Genomic DNA, 18,979 nt, shown 5'->3' on the forward strand with positions numbered 1-18,979 from the left:
GCCTCCGCGCTCACCGGCGGGACCACGTTCACCGGCGGGACCGCGGCCGCCCTGATCGGGCCCGGCATCGCGGTTGCCGCGCTCTCCGCCCGGTCCGGGCTGCCGCGCGCCGCGCTCAGCCGGTCCGCCGCGCTCGTTCGCACCGCCGACGCGGCCAGGCCCTTCGGCACCGCGCCCACCGGGTCCACCCGGCTCGGCACTGCGCTGGCCACCCTCGGCCCCGCCCCGCATGCCGCCGCCTGCTCCGCCCTGACCGGCGCCGCCACCCCCCGGACCACCGCCGCCGGCCGGACCAGCGCCGGCGCCAGGCGGTCCCCCGCCTCCACCGGGCCCGCCGCCCCCGGGACCGCCCGGTCCGCCCTGCGCGAACGCGGTCGCCGCCCCCGCGACGACGATGGCAAATGCCACCGTGTCCATCACAATCCGCTTCATGGCCTCTCCTCCAGCCTTCGTGGGAGCGCCATCGGCGCCCGGACCGGCCCGCAACGGCCCCCCGGGGTAAACCGTTCCGGACGCTGCGACTGCGGCAGTGCCGCGGATGACAGGCGCCGAGCGCGTCCTGAGGAAAGAATCATCACGGACTTGCGATCACGGTCATCAGCTGTAACGTCGGATCGTACGAAGAAGAGGCCGGCAGTCGCCGTGCCATAAAGCGATCGACGGAGACGCCATGTCCGCCTTGCGAGACGATACGATCGGTATCGCACCGGGCACATACGACGATGCCGCCGACCGGAAGCGGCGCATCTGGGCGATCGTCGGCTCGTCCTCGGGCAATCTGGTCGAGTGGTACGACTTCTACTGCTACGCATTCTTCGCGCTCTACTTCGCGCCGGCCTTCTTCCCGAAGGGCGATTCCACCAGCCAGCTGCTCCAGACCGCCGGCATCTTCGCCGTCGGCTTCTTCATGCGTCCGGTCGGGGGGTGGCTGTTCGGGCGGATCGCCGACCGGGTCGGGCGGCGGACCTCGATGGTCATCTCCGTGCTGATGATGTGCTTCGGCTCGCTGCTGATCGGCGTGTTGCCGACCTACGCGCATGTCGGCACCCTGGCGCCCGTGCTGCTGCTCCTCGCCCGCATGCTCCAGGGCCTCTCGGTCGGCGGCGAGTACGGTACCTCGGCGACTTACATGAGCGAGGTGGCGATCAAGGGGAAACGCGGCTTCTTCGCCTCGTTCCAGTACGTGACGCTGATCGGCGGGCAGCTCCTCGCCTCGCTGGTCCTCGTCGTGCTCCAGACCGTGATGACCGGTCCCGAACTCACCGCCTGGGGCTGGCGCATCCCGTTCTTCATCGGCGCCGGGCTTGCCATCGTGGCGCTCTATCTCCGGCGCTCGCTGGCCGAGACCAAGGGCAGCGGCGACAAGGAGAGCGCCGGCACCTTCGCCGAGTTGTTCAAGCACTGGCGGGCGTTCCTCGTGGTCGTGGCCTACACGGCCGGCGGCAGCTTGAGCTTCTATACGTTCACGACCTACATGCAGAAGTATCTCGTCAACACCGCCGGCATGCCGAAAACATCGGCCTCGCAGGTCATGACCGTGGTGCTGTTCGTCTACATGGCGATCCAGCCGATCTTCGGAGCGCTGTCCGACAAGATCGGCCGCAAGGCCAACATGCTGCTCTACAGCGGCCTTGGAACGCTCATGGTCGTGCCGCTGATGACGGCGCTCGGCACCAACAAGGACCCGTATCTCGCCTTCGCGCTGATCACGCTGGGGCTGGCCGTGGTGTCGTTCTACACGGGCATCAGCGGCATCGTGAAGGCCGAACTGTTCCCGACCAACGTGCGCGCGCTCGGCGTCGGTCTGTCCTACGCGATCGCCAACGCCATCTTCGGCGGCACCGCCGAGTTCGTCGCCCTGTGGTTCAAGGACAACGGCATGGAGAGCACGTTCTTCTGGTACGTGACCGTGCTGATGGCGATCGCCTTCGTGGCGTCGCTGATCATGCCGAACCCGAAGGTGCATGGTTATCTCGACGGCGCCGGCACCGTCGAGGAGGCGCTGGGCAAGAAGTCCCGCTTCGCGCACGCCTGAGGGCGGCCGCGCCGCGCTGGACCGGGCGACCCATTCGCGCTGATATACCCCCGCGGACGCGCGAGACGTCCGCGGGAGGACATCATGCTGAGGAAGACCACCGCAGGGGTCTTGGCCCTGCTCTGCCTCGCCGCCGGACCGGCTCCGCGGGCCGCCGAACAGGGGTCGGCCTCGGCACCGTTCAAGCCGCATCAGACGAGCGGCTACTTCTTTGTTGGCGGCGGCTATGCCGGCGCGAATGGCAAGACCACGGCCCTCGGGCAGATGTTCGTGGAATACCGCGCGCCGGAGCGGATCACGCAGCCCTACCCGGTCGTCATGGTGCACGGCACCGCGCAGTCCGGAACGAACTTCCTCGGCACGCCCGATGGCCGGCCCGGCTGGGCGGACCGGTTCGCCGCGAAGGGCTTCGCGGTGTATGTCGTGGATCAGGTCGGACGGGGCCGCTCCGGTGGCGATCCGGATACCTATGGTCCCTATGCCCGCCTTCCGGTCGAAGATCTGGAGACCGTCTTCACCGGGCAGGAACGCTTCTCGCTCTATCCGCAGGCAAAGCTGCACAGCCAGTGGCCGGGCGGCCCGGGGGTGCGCGGCAACGCCGCCTTCGATCAGTTCTACCTCTCGCAAATCCCCTATATCGCCAGCGCGCTGAGAACCGAGGAGTTGGTCGATCCGGCACTGATCGCGCTCCTTGAGAAGATCGGCCCCGCGATCCTTGTCACGCATTCGCAGGCCGGGGTCTTCGGCTGGGCGGTGTCGGACCAGCGACCTGACCTTGTGAAGGCGCATGTCGCCGTGGAGCCAAACGGGCCGACCTTCTACGACATCCGGTTCAAGGGCGGCGCCGACTGGTACGAGCGCGTCGGCGACGCACGCGCCCGGCCCTACGGCATCACCCGGGTCCCGCTGCATTTCGAGCCGCCGGTGCGTGGCCCGACCGACCTCACCGTCATGCAGGCCGAGACGGCGGCCGCGCCCGACAAGATCCGCTGCTGGCTTCAGGCGGAGCCTGTCCGTACCCTTCCGAACCTCGCCCGGGTGCCTGCCGTGATCGTCACCGCCGAGGCCTCGTTCCGCGCCACGATGGATGATTGCACCGCGGCGTTCCTCACCCAGGCCGGCGCCAGGCCGGACCGGCTCGACCTCGCCGAGCACGGCATCCATGGAAACGGCCACATGATGATGCTGGAGTCCAACAGCGACGCGGTGGCGGATGCGATCCTCGACTGGATCGTGGGGCGGATCCAGGCGCCGGCCCGGCCTTAACCGATCGCTTACCCTGCGCCGGCGAGGATACCCTCGTCATCCGACGAGGAATTGCATGACCGATATGACCGACACCGTGGGCGTCGCGGGCGACCGGATCCGCTCGATCATCGAGCGCATCGAGCGGCTGGACGAAGAGATCAAGGACCTGATGGAGGCCAAGAAGGAGATCTTCGCCGAGGCCAAGGGCGAGGGCCTGGACGTCAAGATCCTCAAGGAGATCCTGAAGATCCGCAAGCAGGACAAGGACGAACGCGACGAGCACGAGACGCTGCTCGACGTGTACCTCCGGGCGATGGATGCGCCCGCCCCGGCCCCAATGGCGGCGGCCGCCTGAGCCTTCGCGCACAACCCGGGGCGGCGCGGTGTGCCGCCCCTTACCGGTCCGGATTGGCCGCCAGATAGGCGTCGAGGTTGCGGCGCACCCGATCGAGCGGCACCTCGGACGGGTCCGGCAGGACGAAGCGTGCTCCGGTGATGATTTCGTAGGCCCTGATGTAGACCGCGGCGGTCTCGAGAACCACGTCCGCCGGAATCTCGGGGATCGGCTCGCGATAGGGATCACAGCGCGCCACGACCCAGTTGCGCACGAAATCCTTGTCGAAACTCTCGGGCGCGGCCCCGCGGCCGAAGCGATCGGCATAGCTCTGCGCGAACCAGTAACGGCTGCTGTCCGGGGTGTGGATCTCGTCCGCCAGGACGATCCGGCCCTCAGCGTCCGTGCCGAACTCGTACTTGGTGTCCGCCAGGATCAGGCCGCGCTCCGCCGCCACGGCCTGCCCCCGGGCGAACAGGGCCAGAGCCGCGTCCGAGACGACGCGCCACTGCTCCGCACTCAGCAGGCCGCGAGCCAGGATCTCGGTCTCCGTCAGGGGTTCGTCGTGGCCGCCGTCGAAGGCCTTGGTGGTCGGCGTGATGATCGGGACCGGCAGCTGCTCATTCGGGCGCATTCCGTCGGGGAAGCGATGCCCGTACATCTCCCGTTCGCCGGCCCGGTACCGGGTCAACACGGAGGTCGAGGTCGTGCCGGCGAGATAGCCGCGGACCACCACCTCCACCGGCAGGATCTCGAGGCGCCGACCGACCACGACGTTGGGATCCGGGTAGGCCAGGACGTGGTTCGGGCACAGATCAACGGTCTGCTCGAACCAGAAGCGCGCGGTTTGTGTCAGCACCCGCCCCTTGAACGGGATCGCGGCGAGCGCGCGGTCGAACGCGCTGATCCGGTCGGTGGTGATCAGGATGCGCCGTCCGTCCGGAAGATCGTAATTGTCCCGGACCTTCCCGCGGTAGTGGTCCGGCAATCCGGACAGCGTCGCCTCGGCCAGGACCTGATGCGCGTGCGGGGCGAGATCGGCCGTGTTCATCCGAGCGTTCCGTCAGGCAGGGCGGCGATGCTGCCGCGCCGCCTGTGTGCGCGGACGGCAAGGAGATTGCCAGCCCCGTTTCACCACGGCGCTTCCGCGCATCGCGCGTCGATGAAGCCCTTCGCCGGGCCATCGCGATCCGGAACAGCGGAGGGTCTACTCCCCGCATCGATGCATTTTGAGCTGCGACAAGTACAATCTCGATGGAAATATTCGTATCGGATCTATCTTCAGGCCTCGATTGCATCAATTGGTGTTGGCGGAGCACCAGGATACTGCGTGCCGGTCGGACGCGCGCATTCCGTGCGGTGTCTGCCCAAAGCCGATTGAGATGAGATGAACGGTTCAAACCAGAACGCGACTCGGCATCCTCTGCTGCGCAAGGTCGACAGCATAGCGCTGTTCGAGCTCTCATCCGAGGAACGCGGCGCTCTCGAGGCTCTGCCGATGCAGGTAGCTCAGTTCGAGGCCTACCAGGACATCGTGCGCGAGGGAGACCGGCCGGGCCGCAGCTTCGCACTCCTGTCCGGTATCGCCAGTACCTATAAGACCACCCGGGGCGGCAAACGACAGGTCATGAGCTATTACGTCCCCGGCGACGTGCCCGATTTCCAGAGCCTTCACCTCCAGACCCTCGACATCAGCATCGCGGCCATCAGTCCGTGCCGTGTCGGGTTCGTGCAGCACGAGGCGGTGCGCGCGCTGCTCCGCGCGCATCCGAGGCTCGGCGAAGTCTTCTGGCGGGCGACGCTGATCGATGCCGCCGTCGTCCGCGAATGGATGCTGAATACCGGTCGCCGGGATGCCTACGCCCGGATGGCCCATCTCGTCTGCGAGTTGGTCACGCGCCTCGATGCTGTCGGGCTCGCGCCGGAGCTGAGCTGCGACTGGCCCATGACCCAGCCCGAACTGGCTGATGCCCTCGGCATCACGCCAGTTCACGTCAATCGCACGATTCGGGACCTGAAGGCCGCGGGGTTGCTATCGCTGCGGAGCCGACGTCTGACCGTACATGACTGGGCAGGCTTAGCGTCTGCAGCGGATTTCGACCCGACCTATCTGCATCTGGGTCAATAGGGGCGGACGCCCGCTCGGATGCTTGCGCTCTCCGATTTTGCTGCAGCGCTCCTATCCCTTCGACGTCAGCCAAACTGCGCTCTCATGTTTTTTGACCCGAGCAAGATCGACAAGTCCTTTGCTCAGCTGATCGCGGCCTCGGCAATGGGCTTCGGCCGGGAGAAGGATTTGCCAAGCCTCAACGCTACGCCGCCAGTATGACTGGCCACCGCGCTCGCCTTCAACGACGACATGCTGCCGATCAACGCGGTAGGTACGGCACGAGGCAGAAAGAGCGAGGTTTACATCGTGCTGCGCGACACGCCCAGCTTTCTCCCGCCGAGCCGAGCGCGGAACACGTTACCCAAGCAATCGATGGGACTGTGACGTAGGCGCCAACCGGTGCTTCCGATGATCTCTGAAGGCTGCTGGGGCTCGCCAGCTCGACAGCCGCGATAAGGACGGGGCGACCGCAGCTTTCGAGCGGCAACCGTCGACTGCTTGTGGCCGAGAGCGGAACGGCGGCTTTGGAGAAGGCTTGCCAGGAAAGCGGACGGCTTCCTGTCGGGCCGACTCAATCGCAACGCTCGCCCCGCCTCAACCCTCGAAAGCAGTCACGAGCACGCCTCAGGTTAATGCCGACCTTCGGCCGCCAAGCCGGGACGATCAACGATCTCGATTGCGCCCCCGACGAAGTTCGATCAGACCCGTCTCGAACCATTGCCCCACAAGACGGCTGACAACCTCGCGGACGCTACCGACGCCGTCCGCGAGCTTCTGATGGGTCGCCGCCGCGACACCCCGCGGATCGGCGTCAGCAAGGAGCCGCTGCGCGAGGCGCTGCGTGAGCGGTGCGAAAGCGACCTCATCGGTCAGCGTCAACAGGTCAGACATGAGCCGCGTATCGTCGTCCATGACGAAGCTGCGGAAGGCGGCGCTCTCGCCCATCAGGTGCTGGAACGTGCTCACTGGCAGAGCTGCGAGTTCGGTCCTCTCCTCGGCTACGCTTTGGGCCGGGAAGGTGCGGCCAGACCGGAGGCACTGCATGGTCAGGGGGCAGGTGCCGCCCGGGCCGACCTTTTAGATCAGCATCTCGCGCCCGCTCTCCGACCTGCGGAAGATCCGCGTGCGCCCCTCCAGGCACATCGGTCGTTGGCGCACTCGCCATCTGGGTCGTAGGCGACGGCGCCTTGGTCCAGCACTGGGAAATGCACGGTTCCCCGGGCGCTCTGGAGGTGCGCCGGGCTGAGAGCTTGGAGAAGCGCAAACCGGTCGATCCATCGCTCGACCTTCTGGGCATCCGTCATGGCTGGCGTCGTCCCCCCGGCCACGACAAAGGGCTGATCATCCGGCTCGCGTTGCGTTTTTCGCCCGCCGCGCCGGACTTGTGTGACTTGGGTCACCGACTGGGCGCAGCGGCCCGGCATACCATCGGATCGCAACGAACACGATAAGGGTGCCTGCCGTGTGCGGCGCCCACCGGGAGTGAACCGATGCGCCGCCTCGCCTTGAGCTTCATGCTCGCCGTCCTCGCCGCCGGCCCCGCCGCGGCCGAACAGGACCTCCTGCTCGGGGCCGACATGACCTCGCCCGCCATGACCAAGGCCGAGATGAGCCGCGTCGACGTCGAGGCGATGATCAAGACCGCGGACGGCAAGCCCGTCGACCTGCACGACAAGGCGCTGTCGGGACTCGATCTTTCCGGCCTGAACCTCCGGGGCGCCAACCTGCGGACCGCGCGCCTGAACAACACCAACTTGCGCGGCGCCGACCTCAGCGGCGCGAACCTCGAACAAGCGTGGTTCCTGAAGGCCGATCTATCCGGCGCCAAGCTTGCGGACGCGAAGATGTTCGGCATCACCGCCCGGGACGCCGACTTCAGCGGCGCCGATCTCAGCCGCTCCATGCCGATCGGCGACTTCAAGGGCGCCAATATGAGCGGCGCGACACTGGTCGACCTCAAGGGCGGGGCCGACATCAAGAACCAGTCGATGGGCCTGATGCGGGCGGTTTTCACCTCGGTGAACCTGTCGGGTGCGAACCTGAAGGGGGCTAACCTCGGGCGGTCGCGGCTGGAATACGCCAACCTCAAGGATGCCAACCTGACCGATGTGGTGCTGATGGGCTCGGACCTGTCCGGGGCGAACCTGACGGGCGCCACGGTCACAGGCGCCGACTTCAAGAACGTCGACGTCGACGCCGCCAAACTGATCGACCTCAAGGGTCAAGCCGAAGCCAAAGACTGGTCGGAGCGCGTGAATGCCGACCGCGCCGTCACCCGGGCGGCCAACTGAGCAACGTACCCATACCTCCTCACTCTCACGGAGATACGAGCCCAACCTCCTCGTCGACATGGGCCGGCTGCGCGCGGCGGAGGTCGCCTCCGACGGGTACGGGTCCTGCCCGCGCACGGTGGAGCGCGGCAAGATCCTGCTTGCGGAGTTCGGCTAGAGCGGCAAGCTGCTGCCGAGCTTTCCCGCCTGGCTCATCGACGGCACCAAGCCGAGCCATGTAGCCTGGCTCCGGAAGGAGCGGATGCTGCCACCGATCTACCGGAAGGGCATGCTGCGCGGCCGGGAATGGACGGCCAAACCGAAGGCCGTCGCCTGAGGCGGTCCCCCGGGGCGCCGGTCAGAAGTCGAGCTGGTCGCGCACCGCGTCGATCCCCGCGGCGGCGCAGGCCGCGTCCTTGTCGCCGCCCGGTGCGCCGGAGACACCGCCCGCCCCGACGAGGCCGCCCCCCGCCTCGATCGGCAGGCCGCCGGCCATCGCCACCACGTTCGGCAGCCGGCCGAGACCAGGATCGAGGCGCTTGTCCGCGATGGCCTTGGCGAAGTCCGCCGTCGTGCTGCGGAAGCTCAAGGCCGTATACGCCTTCGACGAGGCGGTGGTGGCCGAGGGCAGGCCGGCGAAACGGTCGCGCAGCAGCACGAGGGGAGACCCGATCCGTCCATCACCACCACCGCGACCTGAAGCCCGTCCGCGCGGCACTTCGTCAGGGCGGCCTGGGCGATGGCGAAGGCGATGTCGGGCGAGACAGATTTGTAGGTCAAGAGCGCGTCCTCAGCCGCTGCAGGGCCAGCGAGGCAGGCCAGGGCGAGGGCCACCGCTAGGCGAACCCGTCGGGCATCAGGGCCGTACATAGCTCCACCCCTGCTCCTGACGGTCCATGATCTGCACCACGCCGGAGGGGACGAGATTCGCCTGCGGCAGCAGGGTGATCGGGTGCCCCTCGGCCTGCTCCATCGCGGTCTTGGTGTTGTTGCAGGCTGAGAACTGGATCTTCGACGGGAAACCGTAATCGGCAAAATGCGCGATCCGGTCGGCCACCGTGGATGTGTCGGCGCGGTACATGGCCAGGCCCGGGCCGAAGGCGACGATGTCGATCTCCACCTCCTCGTGCTTCGCGCGGTAGAAATCGACGACGTTGGTGGCGTTGTTGAGGGTCAGGCTCATGGTGGCCGGATCGGCGGTATCGACTTGGAACACCACGCGGTGTCCCTTCGGCCCCTCGGCGGCGAGGGCCGGAGCGGCGGCGAGCCCGGCCATGAGAAGCAGCATCGGGCGTCGGGACATGTGTCGCATGGCGCGCTCCATTCGTCAGGGCCGGACCAGGGTGTACCCGGTCTCTGCCAGCGTCATCAGTTGCACCACCCCGGCCTCGACCGGAATCGCGTGCGGGTTGATCGCCGGCCGCCGTCCGGTCTCGCGGGCGATGGTCTCGACTGTGTTCATGCACACGTCGAAGCGCACGCCCTGGGCGACGAGGCTGTCCACTCCGATCCGGTGCGGACTCTCCTGCCGCAGGAGGTCGATGCCGGGGCCGAAGGCGACCACCTCAATCGCCACCTTGTCCGGCCCGTAGGCCTTCAACACGTTGTTGGCGACGCTGAGCACGAGGTCCTGCCGGTGCGGATCGCGCTCGGAGAGCTGAAGGGCGAGGCGGTGCTCGGCGAAGGCCGAGACCTCCGGCGCCTGGCCGCCGCCGAGGGTCGCGGCGGCGGGCGTCCCGCCGGCCTGGGCCACAGCCGGCACGAAGAGGCCGCCGAGCAGCAGCCTGCGCGGCAGGCCGGAGCCGCTCACGCCGATCCGCCGTAACCGGGGTTGTCCGCCACGCCGACCACGTCCACCGGTTTGTCCGGTGACAGGTCCGCCCTTCCCGACCGGCCGAGCTGCGCCTCCAGGATATCCCAGACCGGCTTGCCCTCCTGCGGGTTGACGGAGGCCCAGCCCGCGACCCGGTAGGTCTTGGCCCGATCAAGTCTCCCGCCGTCCGTGAGGGTGAGGTCGGAGATGCGCTTGCCGCTCTCGGCGCCCGGCTCGCAGCGGTAACTCAAGCCGCCGACCCGGACCATGTCGCCGCCCTGCTGGTAATAGGGATCCGGGTTGAAGAGGTTGTCGCAGACATCCTCCATGATGGCGTGAATCAGGGCGCCGGTCATCGGCTGGACGTAGGTCTCCGAGTAGGTCGTGGCGGTCTGCGCCAGGACGTCCTGCGCGGTGACGTCCCCGCCTGCCAGCACCGAGGTGCCCCAGCGGAAGCCCGGCGAGAGCGAGATTTCCGCGTCGAGCCGCGTGCGCAGGGCATCGCACAGCAGATGATCCATCGTGCCGGTGAAGTTGCCGCGCCGGTAGAGCAACCCCTCGGCGGTGGCGAGCCGCCGCCCGAAGGCGGCCGCGTGCGGGGCTTCGAGGGAGGCGATCAGCGCCTCCATCTCGGCGTCAGGCTTCAGGAGGTCGGTGAAGACAGGGAGCAGGCGGTAGCAGATCCCGCGCAGGGCGCCGGGGGCAAGGTCGAGGTCGACCACCGCCAGGAACTTGCCGTTGGAACCGGCGTTCGAGACCAGGGTCTTGCCCTTGGCATTGGACACCGCGACGGGCTCCGGCACCGCGTCGTGGGTGTGGCCGCCGAGGATCAGGTCGATGCCGGCAACCCGGTTCGCGAGCTTCAGGTCGACATCCATGCCGTTGTGCGAGAGCAGCACCATGGCATCGACCTTGTCCTTGCCGCGCACCTCGTCCACCAGGACCTGAAGTTGGGCGTCGCGGATGCCGAAGGTCCAGTCCGGTGTGAAGCGCTTCGGGTGGGCGATCGGCACATAGGGAAAGGCCTGTCCGATGATCGCCACGCGGCGGTCGCCGAACGCCTTGATGGTGACCGGCTTGAACACTCGGCCCGAGGCGGGATCGAAGGCCGGCGCCTCGTTGAAGGCGGCCTCCTCCGTCAGGAACACGTTCTGGGCCAAGAACTCGCCCCTGAACTGGGCGAGGTTCGCGCGCAGGCCGTCCTGCCCGTAGGTGAACTCCCAATGACCGGTCATCGCGTCGATGCCCAGCAGGTTGGCTGCCTCAACCATGTCGGCGCCCTTGCGGGCGTTCGCGAGTCCGCTGCCCTGCCACAGGTCGCCGCCGTCGAGGAGGACGGCGTGGCCCCCCGGGCGCCTCGGCACGCAGGCGGTTGACGAGGGTTCGGAGCGGGGCGCCCCCCCCCCCGAGCCGACCGTAGCGCGTGGCCGCCGCCTCGAAGTCGAGATAGGTGAAGGCGTAAGCCTCGCGGCTGTCCGGATCGAAGCCGAACCGGTTTAGGAATGCCTCGCCGACGAGGTGGGGCCTTCGGGCGGCGGTGGCTCCGGTGGCGGGCCCTCACCCGAGGTGAATGCCAGCCTCGGCATCCTCCTGGCCGGTGCCACATTCGCCTTCCTCCGGCGCAAGCGTGGTGGCAATGAGGCCACAGCCGCCTGAACGCTGCGGTGACTGATACGACCACATCCCAGCGGGTTGGCCCGCCCAGATCGATCGAGGTCCGGGTCCCCGATATAACGCCCGCTCCGGGACTGAGAGTTTGGGTCCGCTCCCCACCCGACCCAATCATCCAGTGACGCCCGCCAACGCGACCGAAGTTGGCCGGAATCAGACGGACTGCTCCGGTGAAGGCTTGCTTGCAAAGCGGACAGCTCCCGATCGACGCATTCCGGTACCCCGACAGGGCGGAGGAAGCGGTCGGCCCGGCGGCGCTTCCTGCCGCGAGAGCGCCCCCCGCCGACGTGGAGACCGGATCGACGCAAGAGCGCGCCACGACGAAGGCTCGGAGCCGCGCGCGATGGCAATGCGCACGGGACACGACAGACGACAGGGATGCCTCGGAGCGGCTGTCCCACCCACCCCGTCCTCCTGAGGCGCCGGAGCGCAGCGCAGGCCTCGAAGGAGACCTCCGGACGGCTCTGCGATCCCCGGAGCCGCCTTAGCGGCCCGCTGACGCGGGCACCTCGGGATGAGGGGGTCGGATGGGATCACCCGATCGATCTGCCACAGGTCACGGTCGTGTCCCGCGCGCGTTACGATCGGGCACGGCTCAAGCCGAGAACCGTCGTCTCGGCGGGGATCAAGACCGCGGACTTGGGATTGTGATTTGTCTTTCGCGGCGAAACGGGGCCTGCCTCGCGGCACGCGGACGAAGCGCTCCAACGCCAGAATTGCTGCGCGGGGGGAGCGCTGCCCAAGGTGGAGACGGCCGGCCGGATGAACGCAGCGCTTGGGATCATGTGCAAGGCTCCGCGTCCCGGTCGCACCAAGACCCGGCTCGCCGCGCATCTGGGGCCTGCGCAGGCGGCACAACTCTCCGCATGCTTTCTGCGGGATGTCGCCGACGCCGTGCTGGCGGTGCCGGAAACGCTGGGACGTCAGGGTTACGGGGTCTATGCACCCGCCGGATCGGAGGCCGAGCTTGCCGCGATCCTGCCCCCCGCTTTCCGCCTCGTCCTTCAGGAGGGCGCAGATTTCGGTGTCGTGCTGAGCACAACGGTACAGCGGTTGCTGGAGCACAGCCATGATTGCGTCGTGCTGATCAATTCCGATTCGCCGACCCTGCCGGCGGCCCTCCTCACCGCAGCCGTCACCGCTCTGCGACGGCCCGGGGATCGGGTGGTGCTCGGACCGGCCATCGATGGGGGCTACACCCTGATCGGACTGAAGCGCCACCATCCCGCGCTCTTCACCGACATCCCCTGGAGCACCGGCGACGTGCTGCGCCTGACCCGGGCGCGCGCCGTCGACGGCGGCCTCGAGGTCGCGATGCTGCCGCTGTGGTACGATATCGACGATGCGGAGACGCTCGGGCTGTTGCAAGCGGAGATCGCCGGAACCCCGCCGGCATTCGCGACGCCCGGAATCGTCGGCGGGCCGGCCGCGGCGACGCGGGCGCTGCTGACGCAGTGGTCGGAGGCTTGAGTGCGATCCAACGGCTGATCCTCCTCGGCCTCGCCGGCACGGCGCTGGTGGGGCTGGGGATGCCGGTCCTGCTCGGACTGGGGGACGACGCCTTCCTGGCGCTCACCATCGCCAGCGGGGTGATCGCGGCGCTCGCGGCCCGCCTGGAATGCGTCGAGGCGGGGCGGGCCCTCGCCCTCATCCTCGGAGCCGGCCTGGCCATGCGGATCCTCGCACTGCCCGCGCCGCCGATCCTGTCCACGGACATCTTCCGCTACGTCTGGGACGGCGTCGTGCAGGGCGCCGGCATCAATCCGTACCGCTACGTCCCCGCCGATCCGGCCCTGGCAACCCTGCGGGACGGGGCGGTCTACCCCTTCATCAACCGTGCCGACTACGCGGTGACCATCTACCCGCCGATCGCGCAGGGGTTCTTCTTCCTCGTCACCCGGGTGTCGGCGAGCCCGCTGGCCATCAAGCTCGGCCTCGTGGTCGTCGAGAGCCTCACCCTGGTCGCCCTGGTCGGCCTCCTGCGGCTGACCGGGCGTCCGGTGACGCGCGTGGCGGCCTACGCGTGGCACCCGCTCCCCGTCTGGGAGATCGCCGGGCAGGGCCATGTCGACGGGCTGATGATCGCCCTGATGATGCTGGGCCTCTGGCTGGCCCTCGCCATCGGCCGGCGCTACGCGGGGGCCGCCGCTGTCATCCTGGGGGCGCTGGCCAAGCCCTTCGCCCTGATCGCGCTGCCCGGGCTGTGGCGACCGTGGGACTGGCGGATGGTCGGCCTTGTGCCGCTCGTCATCGCGACGGCGTATCTGCCCTACCTGTCGGTCGGGCGCGGCGTGCTCGGCTTTCTCGCCACCGGCTATGTCGAGGAGGAGGGCCTGTCCTCAGGCTCGGGCTTCGTCCTGCTGCGGCTCTGGCGCCTCTGCGTCGGTGAGCACCCCCACGACACGCAGATCTATCTGGGCCTCAGCCTCGCGATATTGGCGGCGCTCGCGCTCAGGACCGGGTTCCGGCGCGTGCGGCCACCCGAGCGCAGCCTGCGCGACATCAATCTTTCGATCGTGACGTTACTTTTTTTGCTCTCGCCCGAATTCCCTTGGTATCTGTTGATGGCGGTGCCGTTCTTGAGCGTCGCACCGACACTTCCGGGCTGGGCCCTGACGGTGGGAGGCTTCATGCTCTACGATGTCGTCCCCGGCGATCCGCAGCTCTCCTACCCGGTGCGCTCGGCGGTCCTGGCCGCCCTTGTCGCGGCCGCCGCGCTGGCACAGGTCGGCCACGGCCGGCGCCCCGGAGTTGCCCGATGACCCTCGGTCTCACCGCGAAGCCGCCGGTCGTCGACCCGCGCCGCTACCACGAGGCGGCGCCGCGGACGGCCGGGACCGTCGTCGAACGTCCGCCGGTCTGCCTATATCTGGAGGTGACGAACCGCTGCAATCTGCTCTGCACCACCTGTCCGCGCACTTATGTCGAGCTCGAACCGCCGGCCGACATGAGCTGGGAGCTGTTCACCCGCATCGTCGATCAGGTGCCCGATCTCAGCCGGGCCGTGCTCCACGGGGTCGGCGAGCCGATGCTGGTCAAGGACCTGCCGCGCATGGTCCGCTACCTCAAGGATCGCGGGACCTACGTCCTGTTCAACACCAACGGCACCGTCCTGTCGGAGCGGAACGGGCGGGCCCTGATCGCGGCCGGCCTCGACGAGCTGCGAGTCTCGCTCGATGCCTCGACGCGCGCCTCCTACATCACGGTTCGCGGCAAGGACTATTTCGAGCGGATCCTGAAAAACGTGCGCGCGTTCCGGGCCCTGCAGGAGCGGGAGGGCCACGCCAAGCCGCGGGTCTCAGCCTGGCTCACCGGGCTCAAGGAGACCCTGCCGGAATTGCCCGCCTTCGTGCGGGTAGCCGCCGAGACCGGCGTGAAGGAGGTCTATCTCCAGCGCCTGGTCTATTTCGAGGACGATGCGATCGGCATGGCCCGACCCGATCAGGCGCTCTACGAGCGGATGGAGGCGGACGAGGCCCATTACCTCGCCGAGGCCGAGGCGGTCGCGGCCGAGCTGGGGCTCACCTTCTCGGCCTCGGGCGCCGCGAGCGAGCCCGGCATGAGCCTTCGGCGCGACGACGACGGCTCGCCCTGGTCGCTGTGCCGCCGCCCCTGGAACGTGATGTATTTCACGGCCAACGGCCGGGCGCTCCCCTGCTGCATCGCCCCGTTCTCGCAGCGCGGCTACGAGAACTACACCTTGGGCGACGCCACGCAGGACAGCCTGCGGGCGATCTGGAACGGCGCCGCCTACACCGATTTCCGCGACGCTCTGCTCTCCGACAAGCCGCCGCAGGCCTGCGCGAATTGCGGGCTGCGCTGGAGCCTGTGATCATCGCGCCCTTCGTCACGGCCATCGTCCCCTGCCTGGACGAGGAGACCGCGATCGCCGACGTCGTCGCCGGCCTGCTGACCCATGGGGCCGACGCGGTCATCGTGGTCGATGGCGGGTCGGCGGATGCGACCCGCGAGCGGTCCGCGACCGCGGGGGCGCGGGTGGTCGTCGAGCCGCGCCGCGGCTACGGCCGGGCGATCCAGACGGGGATCGCGGCGCTGCCGCCCGAGACCGGCATCGTCCTGTTCGTCGACGGCGACGGCAGCGACCGGCTCGATTGCGTCCCCACCCTCCTCGATCCGATCCGCCTGGGTCACGCCGATTTCGTCCACGGCTCCCGGATCCGGGGCCACCGCGAACGGGGGGCTATGAGCCCGCAGCAGATCGTCGCCGGTCATCTCGCGGGCTGGCTGCTGCGGCTCACCTACGGAGCGCGCTTTACCGACATGTCCCCGTTCCGGGCGATCCGCCGCGACGCGCTGGCGCGCCTCGGCATGCGGGACGAGACCTATGGCTGGAACCTCGAGATGTTGATGCGCGCCTCCGCGGCGGGCCTGCGCTGCGTGGAGGTCGCCGTCGGGCAACGTCCGCGGCGCGGTGGCGCCTCGAAAGTGTCCGGTGACTGGCGGGTGGGACTGCGCGCCGCGTGGGCGATCGGCACGACCTTCCTGCGCCTCGCCCGCGCCCTGTCCCGGGAGGGACGCCCGGCCGGCTGACGCGCCGCGCCTCAGGTCGCGATGCGCACGAGGCGCGCGGCCCAGCCGAAGGTGAGACCGGGTGGGTATCGGCGCCGCAACTCCGCGTCGAGGCCGAGACTGCGGCCCGCCCCGAAAACGCTGAACAGGGCCATGAGACCGCCAAGGAAGACGTAGGTCCACGGCCATTCCTGCGGCTGCAGGTATAGGCCGAGCCAGAGCTGAGCCACGAACAGGACGCCGACCGCACCGACGATCCGGACGCCGAGGCCGAGGAGGAGCGAGATCGCGAAGGTCAGCTCCGTGAAGAAGACCAGGACGTCGAGGATGTAGAAATTCGGCGTCGCCAGCAGCACGCTCCGCACGAACGTGCGGTGGATCGCGAAGGCGGCGTTCGTCACCTCCTCGCCCGTCCAGTAGTAGAGCCCGTTCTCGGTGGAGGCGAGCGGCAGCTTCCAGAGCATGCCCTGGAACCACATGCCGCCGATCAGGGCGCGCAGCGCCCACAGGGTGACGTCGCGGCCGGTGCGCTGGACCGGATCCTCGATCCATTCCCGGATTGCGATGATGATGCTGGCGAGGACCAGCAGCGCGAAGCCGGCAGCGACCAGCCATCGCCCGTAACCGAGCGCGACCTCGTCGTTCTGCTGCCCGATCAGGAACAGCCAGGTGTCGGTGAAGGGATCCGTTCGCATGGCATCGATCCTCGATGGATGGCAGCAGGCCGTTCAGGAGCAGGCCGTCGGGAGGGGCGGGTTCGTCGCGGGTCCGTGCCGCGGCTCGGAGAGGCGGACCGGCAGGTCCGCGAGGCGCAGAGACCGGCGCAGGGCCCGGGACAGCGCATCCACCAGCATGGTCAGGAGTCCTGTCGCCGCGATCAGCAGCACGGCGGTGTCGAGGCGCAGTTCGGAGATCGCGGCATCGACGTAGAAGCCGAGCGTCGCCACGCCCAGGATGCCGAAGATCGCGCTCTCGCGCAGGATCAGCTCCCAGCGATAGAGCAGGTAGGCCAGGAACTGCCCGTAGAGCCGCGGCACCGTCTCGTAGCTGTAGAGGTTCAGGCCGGTCGGGGCGTCGGGGCGGTAGGCGAGGCCGTCGGCATGGCGCCCCATGAGGTAGCCGACGATGCCGGCATTGTGGATGGTCAGGGCGAGGATCGCCGGCAGCATCGACGGGCCGAGCAACTGCAGCAGCACGTAGGCCAGCATGTATTCCGGCGTCGAGCGCACCACCACCAGGAGCACGCGCCCGAAGGGCTGCCCGATCGGCCCGGCAAAGCGGCGCGAGGCGAGGGGGAACAGGACCAGCGCGCCGAGGGCGGTGGCGACCAGTGCGACCTGCGCCAGCACCAGGGTCTGGATCGCACCGGGTACGATCTGCTGGGTGAGGATCGGCCGGAACCAGAGTTCGAGCCGGCCCCAGGTCGCGGGATCGAGCAGCGTGCCGGACCGGAGGGGGGCCGGGACGATGTCGTGCGTCACGAAGCGTATCAGGCTGGCGAGCCAGTGCGTGGTCCCGACGGTCCGCGGCAGGACGAGGCCGCTGCCGACGAGCAGGATGGGCAGGGTCGAGAGCCGCATCCAGAGGCGGCGGGAGCCGATCAGGACGTAGAAGACGAGGAGCAGGGCTCCGGCCTCGGCGTAGCGGCCCTGCCGGAAGGCGGATTCGAGGTAGAAGCCCATGGTGGGCAGGCCGATGAAGCCAAGCACCAGGGTCGAGCGCAGGGCGCATTCGAACCGGTAGAGCGTGTAGTGCCGGAAGGCGGCAGCCACATCCGGTAGACGGCCATACGCGAAGGCCGACACGGCACCGGTTCCCTCGGGCAGGACCCGCAGGGCCGAGAGGTCCGCCTCCTCGATGATCTCGGAATAGACCTTGGCGCAGATCCCCGCGTAGGGCAGCGCGATGGCGAGGATCCCGGTCGTCGCCGACAGGCCGAACACCTGCATCAGCAGCAGCGCCCAGAACAGCTCGTGGACCGAGCGCAGGCCGGCGCAGGCGAACCGCACGCCCCGGGACCGGGCGAACGGGATGGCGAGGAGGAGGCCGGCCCCGGCCCCGAGGGTGACCCCGAGGATCGCGAAGGCGACGGTGTAGACGACGCTCCAGATCTCCACGGCGGGAAAGTCCGGGTGGATCAGGCCGGCGAGCAGGCGCCGCAGGTCGGCCCAGGGGTGGAGGCTGGTGACGGCGAGGTCCGCCGCCAGGAGTGCGGCCAGCGCACCACCGGCGAACCAGCGGGTCACCGCCGCGTAGCCCCAGCCGGGTATCCGGCGCAGCGCGCTCACGTGGACGCCCCGTAGAACGGCAGGAGGGTCGCTTCGTCGAGGTCGCGGGCGTTCGCATCCAACACGATGCGCCCCGCGTCAAGGACCACGATCCGGTCCGTATGCGCGAGCGCCAAGCCGACATCGTGGAGAGCCAGGACCAGCGTCCGGTGGCGCGCGGCCAGCCGCTCCAGGACGAGGCCGCCCTGCGTGCGGTCCAGGGCCGAGACCGGTTCGTCCCCGATCAGGATCGGACGCCCGTTGTAGAGCGCGCGCGCCACGGAGACGCGCTGCTGCTGCCCGCCCGACAGGGCGCCGGCCTTGGCGTTGAGCGAGCCCGCAAGCCCGATCTCCCCGAGGATGTCCCGGATCTCGGCGACGTCGGCGCGGGCCGGGAATGCCAAGGTCCGCAGGTTGTGGAGGGTCGAGCGCCGGTCGAGGCGGCCCATGTAGACGTTGTGGAACACGGACAGGGTCCGCACCAGCGCCGCCGCCTGCGGGATCAGTGCGGTCCGCGCGCGCGCCTGGGCGTGGATGAGCCCGAGCAGGGTCGACTTCCCTGCCCCCGAGCGTCCCATCAGGGCGACCCGTTCGCCGGCCCGGATGACCAGGTTCACCCCGAACAGGACGGGCCTGCCGTCATAGGCCGCCTGGGCGCCCGCCAGCATGATCTCCGGCTCGGGTTGGAACGGGGGCACCGC

The 18,979-nt window shown here is 68.9% G+C and carries 17 protein-coding genes and 3 pseudogenes; 11 read left to right on the plus strand and 9 right to left on the minus strand.

The genetic code is table 11. The annotated features are described in order from the left end of the window. Positions 1-670 precede the first annotated feature (670 nt). The 3 genes from MKK75_RS23465 (at position 671) to MKK75_RS23475 (ending at position 3,638) form a co-directional block, all read left to right on the plus strand. Positions 671-2,035, plus strand: a complete 1,365-nt coding sequence (locus MKK75_RS23465) for an MFS family transporter (RefSeq protein WP_244044924.1) — start codon at positions 671-673, stop codon at positions 2,033-2,035. A gap of 84 nt (positions 2,036-2,119) precedes the next feature. Then, entirely contained in the window at positions 2,120-3,301 is a 1,182-nt protein-coding gene (locus MKK75_RS23470) for an alpha/beta hydrolase (RefSeq protein ID WP_244044925.1), read from the plus strand. A 55-nt stretch (positions 3,302-3,356) separates the two neighbouring features. After that, the gene (locus tag MKK75_RS23475) at positions 3,357-3,638 is read left to right on the plus strand and encodes a DUF2312 domain-containing protein (RefSeq protein ID WP_244044926.1); all 282 of its coding nucleotides are present in this window, start codon (positions 3,357-3,359) and stop codon (positions 3,636-3,638) included. 40 nt (positions 3,639-3,678) lie between these two features. Here MKK75_RS23475 and MKK75_RS23480 read toward each other — a convergent pair whose 3' ends face one another. Continuing rightward, a complete protein-coding gene (locus tag MKK75_RS23480) occupies positions 3,679-4,668 on the minus strand; it encodes a phosphoribosylaminoimidazolesuccinocarboxamide synthase (RefSeq protein WP_244044927.1) in 990 nt (329 codons plus the stop codon). 336 nt (positions 4,669-5,004) lie between these two features. Between MKK75_RS23480 and MKK75_RS23485 the strand changes: the two genes are divergently transcribed. Then, positions 5,005-5,745 (plus strand): Crp/Fnr family transcriptional regulator, encoded by a 741-nt coding sequence (locus MKK75_RS23485; RefSeq protein WP_244044928.1) that lies wholly within the window; start codon positions 5,005-5,007, stop codon positions 5,743-5,745. A gap of 18 nt (positions 5,746-5,763) precedes the next feature. Next, positions 5,764-5,946 carry a hypothetical protein gene (locus MKK75_RS23490; RefSeq protein WP_244044929.1) on the plus strand — a complete coding sequence of 61 codons (183 nt, stop codon included), beginning with the start codon at positions 5,764-5,766 and terminating at the stop codon, positions 5,944-5,946. 444 nt (positions 5,947-6,390) lie between these two features. Here the strand turns inward: MKK75_RS23490 and MKK75_RS23495 are convergent, their stop codons facing one another. Further along, on the minus strand, positions 6,391-6,693 hold the full coding sequence (locus MKK75_RS23495) for a helix-turn-helix domain-containing protein (protein ID WP_244044930.1): 303 nt from the start codon (positions 6,691-6,693) through the stop codon (positions 6,391-6,393). A gap of 524 nt (positions 6,694-7,217) precedes the next feature. On the opposite strand from MKK75_RS23495, the gene MKK75_RS23500 reads away from it, so the two are divergent. Beyond that, positions 7,218-8,018, plus strand: a complete 801-nt coding sequence (locus MKK75_RS23500; RefSeq protein WP_244044931.1) for a pentapeptide repeat-containing protein — start codon at positions 7,218-7,220, stop codon at positions 8,016-8,018. A 43-nt stretch (positions 8,019-8,061) separates the two neighbouring features. Continuing rightward, a pseudogene (locus MKK75_RS23505) lies at positions 8,062-8,334 on the plus strand (NAD(FAD)-dependent dehydrogenase); the annotation flags it as partial. A gap of 21 nt (positions 8,335-8,355) precedes the next feature. Here MKK75_RS23505 and MKK75_RS23510 read toward each other — a convergent pair. From MKK75_RS23510 to soxB, 4 genes and pseudogenes are all read right to left on the minus strand, one after another. Further along, positions 8,356-8,867, minus strand: a pseudogene (locus tag MKK75_RS23510) (GlcG/HbpS family heme-binding protein). After that, a complete protein-coding gene (locus MKK75_RS23515; RefSeq protein WP_244044932.1) occupies positions 8,854-9,309 on the minus strand; it encodes a hypothetical protein in 456 nt (151 codons plus the stop codon). Before MKK75_RS23515 ends, MKK75_RS23510 begins: the two are co-directional and overlap by 14 nt. Positions 9,310-9,324: 15 nt before the next feature. Then, a complete protein-coding gene (locus MKK75_RS23520) occupies positions 9,325-9,807 on the minus strand; it encodes a hypothetical protein (protein WP_244044933.1) in 483 nt (160 codons plus the stop codon). After that, a pseudogene (gene soxB / locus MKK75_RS23525) lies at positions 9,804-11,355 on the minus strand (thiosulfohydrolase SoxB); the annotation flags it as partial. The pseudogene soxB and the gene MKK75_RS23520, both read right to left, overlap by 4 nt. Positions 11,356-12,225: 870 nt before the next feature. Here soxB and MKK75_RS23530 point away from each other — a divergent pair. The 4 genes from MKK75_RS23530 to MKK75_RS23545 are packed head-to-tail and all read left to right on the plus strand — an operon-like array spanning position 12,226 to position 16,032. Next, positions 12,226-12,951: a TIGR04282 family arsenosugar biosynthesis glycosyltransferase gene (locus tag MKK75_RS23530; RefSeq protein ID WP_244044934.1), complete on the plus strand. Its 726-nt coding sequence runs from the start codon at positions 12,226-12,228 to the stop codon at positions 12,949-12,951. Next, entirely contained in the window at positions 12,948-14,243 is a 1,296-nt protein-coding gene (locus MKK75_RS23535; protein ID WP_244044935.1) for a hypothetical protein, read from the plus strand. The genes MKK75_RS23530 and MKK75_RS23535 overlap by 4 nt, the downstream gene beginning before the upstream one ends. Further along, entirely contained in the window at positions 14,240-15,313 is a 1,074-nt protein-coding gene (locus MKK75_RS23540) for a radical SAM protein (protein WP_244044936.1), read from the plus strand. Before MKK75_RS23535 ends, MKK75_RS23540 begins: the two co-directional genes overlap by 4 nt. After that, on the plus strand, positions 15,310-16,032 hold the full coding sequence (locus MKK75_RS23545) for a glycosyltransferase family 2 protein (RefSeq protein WP_244044937.1): 723 nt from the start codon (positions 15,310-15,312) through the stop codon (positions 16,030-16,032). The genes MKK75_RS23540 and MKK75_RS23545 overlap by 4 nt, the downstream gene beginning before the upstream one ends. Positions 16,033-16,043: 11 nt before the next feature. Here the strand turns inward: MKK75_RS23545 and MKK75_RS23550 are convergent, their stop codons facing one another. Genes MKK75_RS23550 through MKK75_RS23560 form a run of 3 tightly spaced genes read right to left on the minus strand, consistent with a single transcriptional unit; the run spans position 16,044 to position 18,976 of the window. Continuing rightward, positions 16,044-16,706, minus strand: a complete 663-nt coding sequence (locus MKK75_RS23550; protein ID WP_244044938.1) for a DoxX family protein — start codon at positions 16,704-16,706, stop codon at positions 16,044-16,046. Between the two features lie 33 nt (positions 16,707-16,739). Then, complete coding sequence (locus tag MKK75_RS23555) at positions 16,740-18,299, minus strand: PhnE/PtxC family ABC transporter permease (protein WP_244044939.1); 1,560 nt, start codon at positions 18,297-18,299, stop codon at positions 16,740-16,742. Further along, entirely contained in the window at positions 18,296-18,976 is a 681-nt protein-coding gene (locus MKK75_RS23560; protein ID WP_244044940.1) for an ATP-binding cassette domain-containing protein, read from the minus strand. Before MKK75_RS23560 ends, MKK75_RS23555 begins: the two co-directional genes overlap by 4 nt. Positions 18,977-18,979: the final 3 nt, after the last annotated feature.

It is taken from the genome of Methylobacterium sp. J-030 (assembly GCF_022829545.1).
GTDB lineage: Bacteria > Pseudomonadota > Alphaproteobacteria > Rhizobiales > Beijerinckiaceae > Methylobacterium.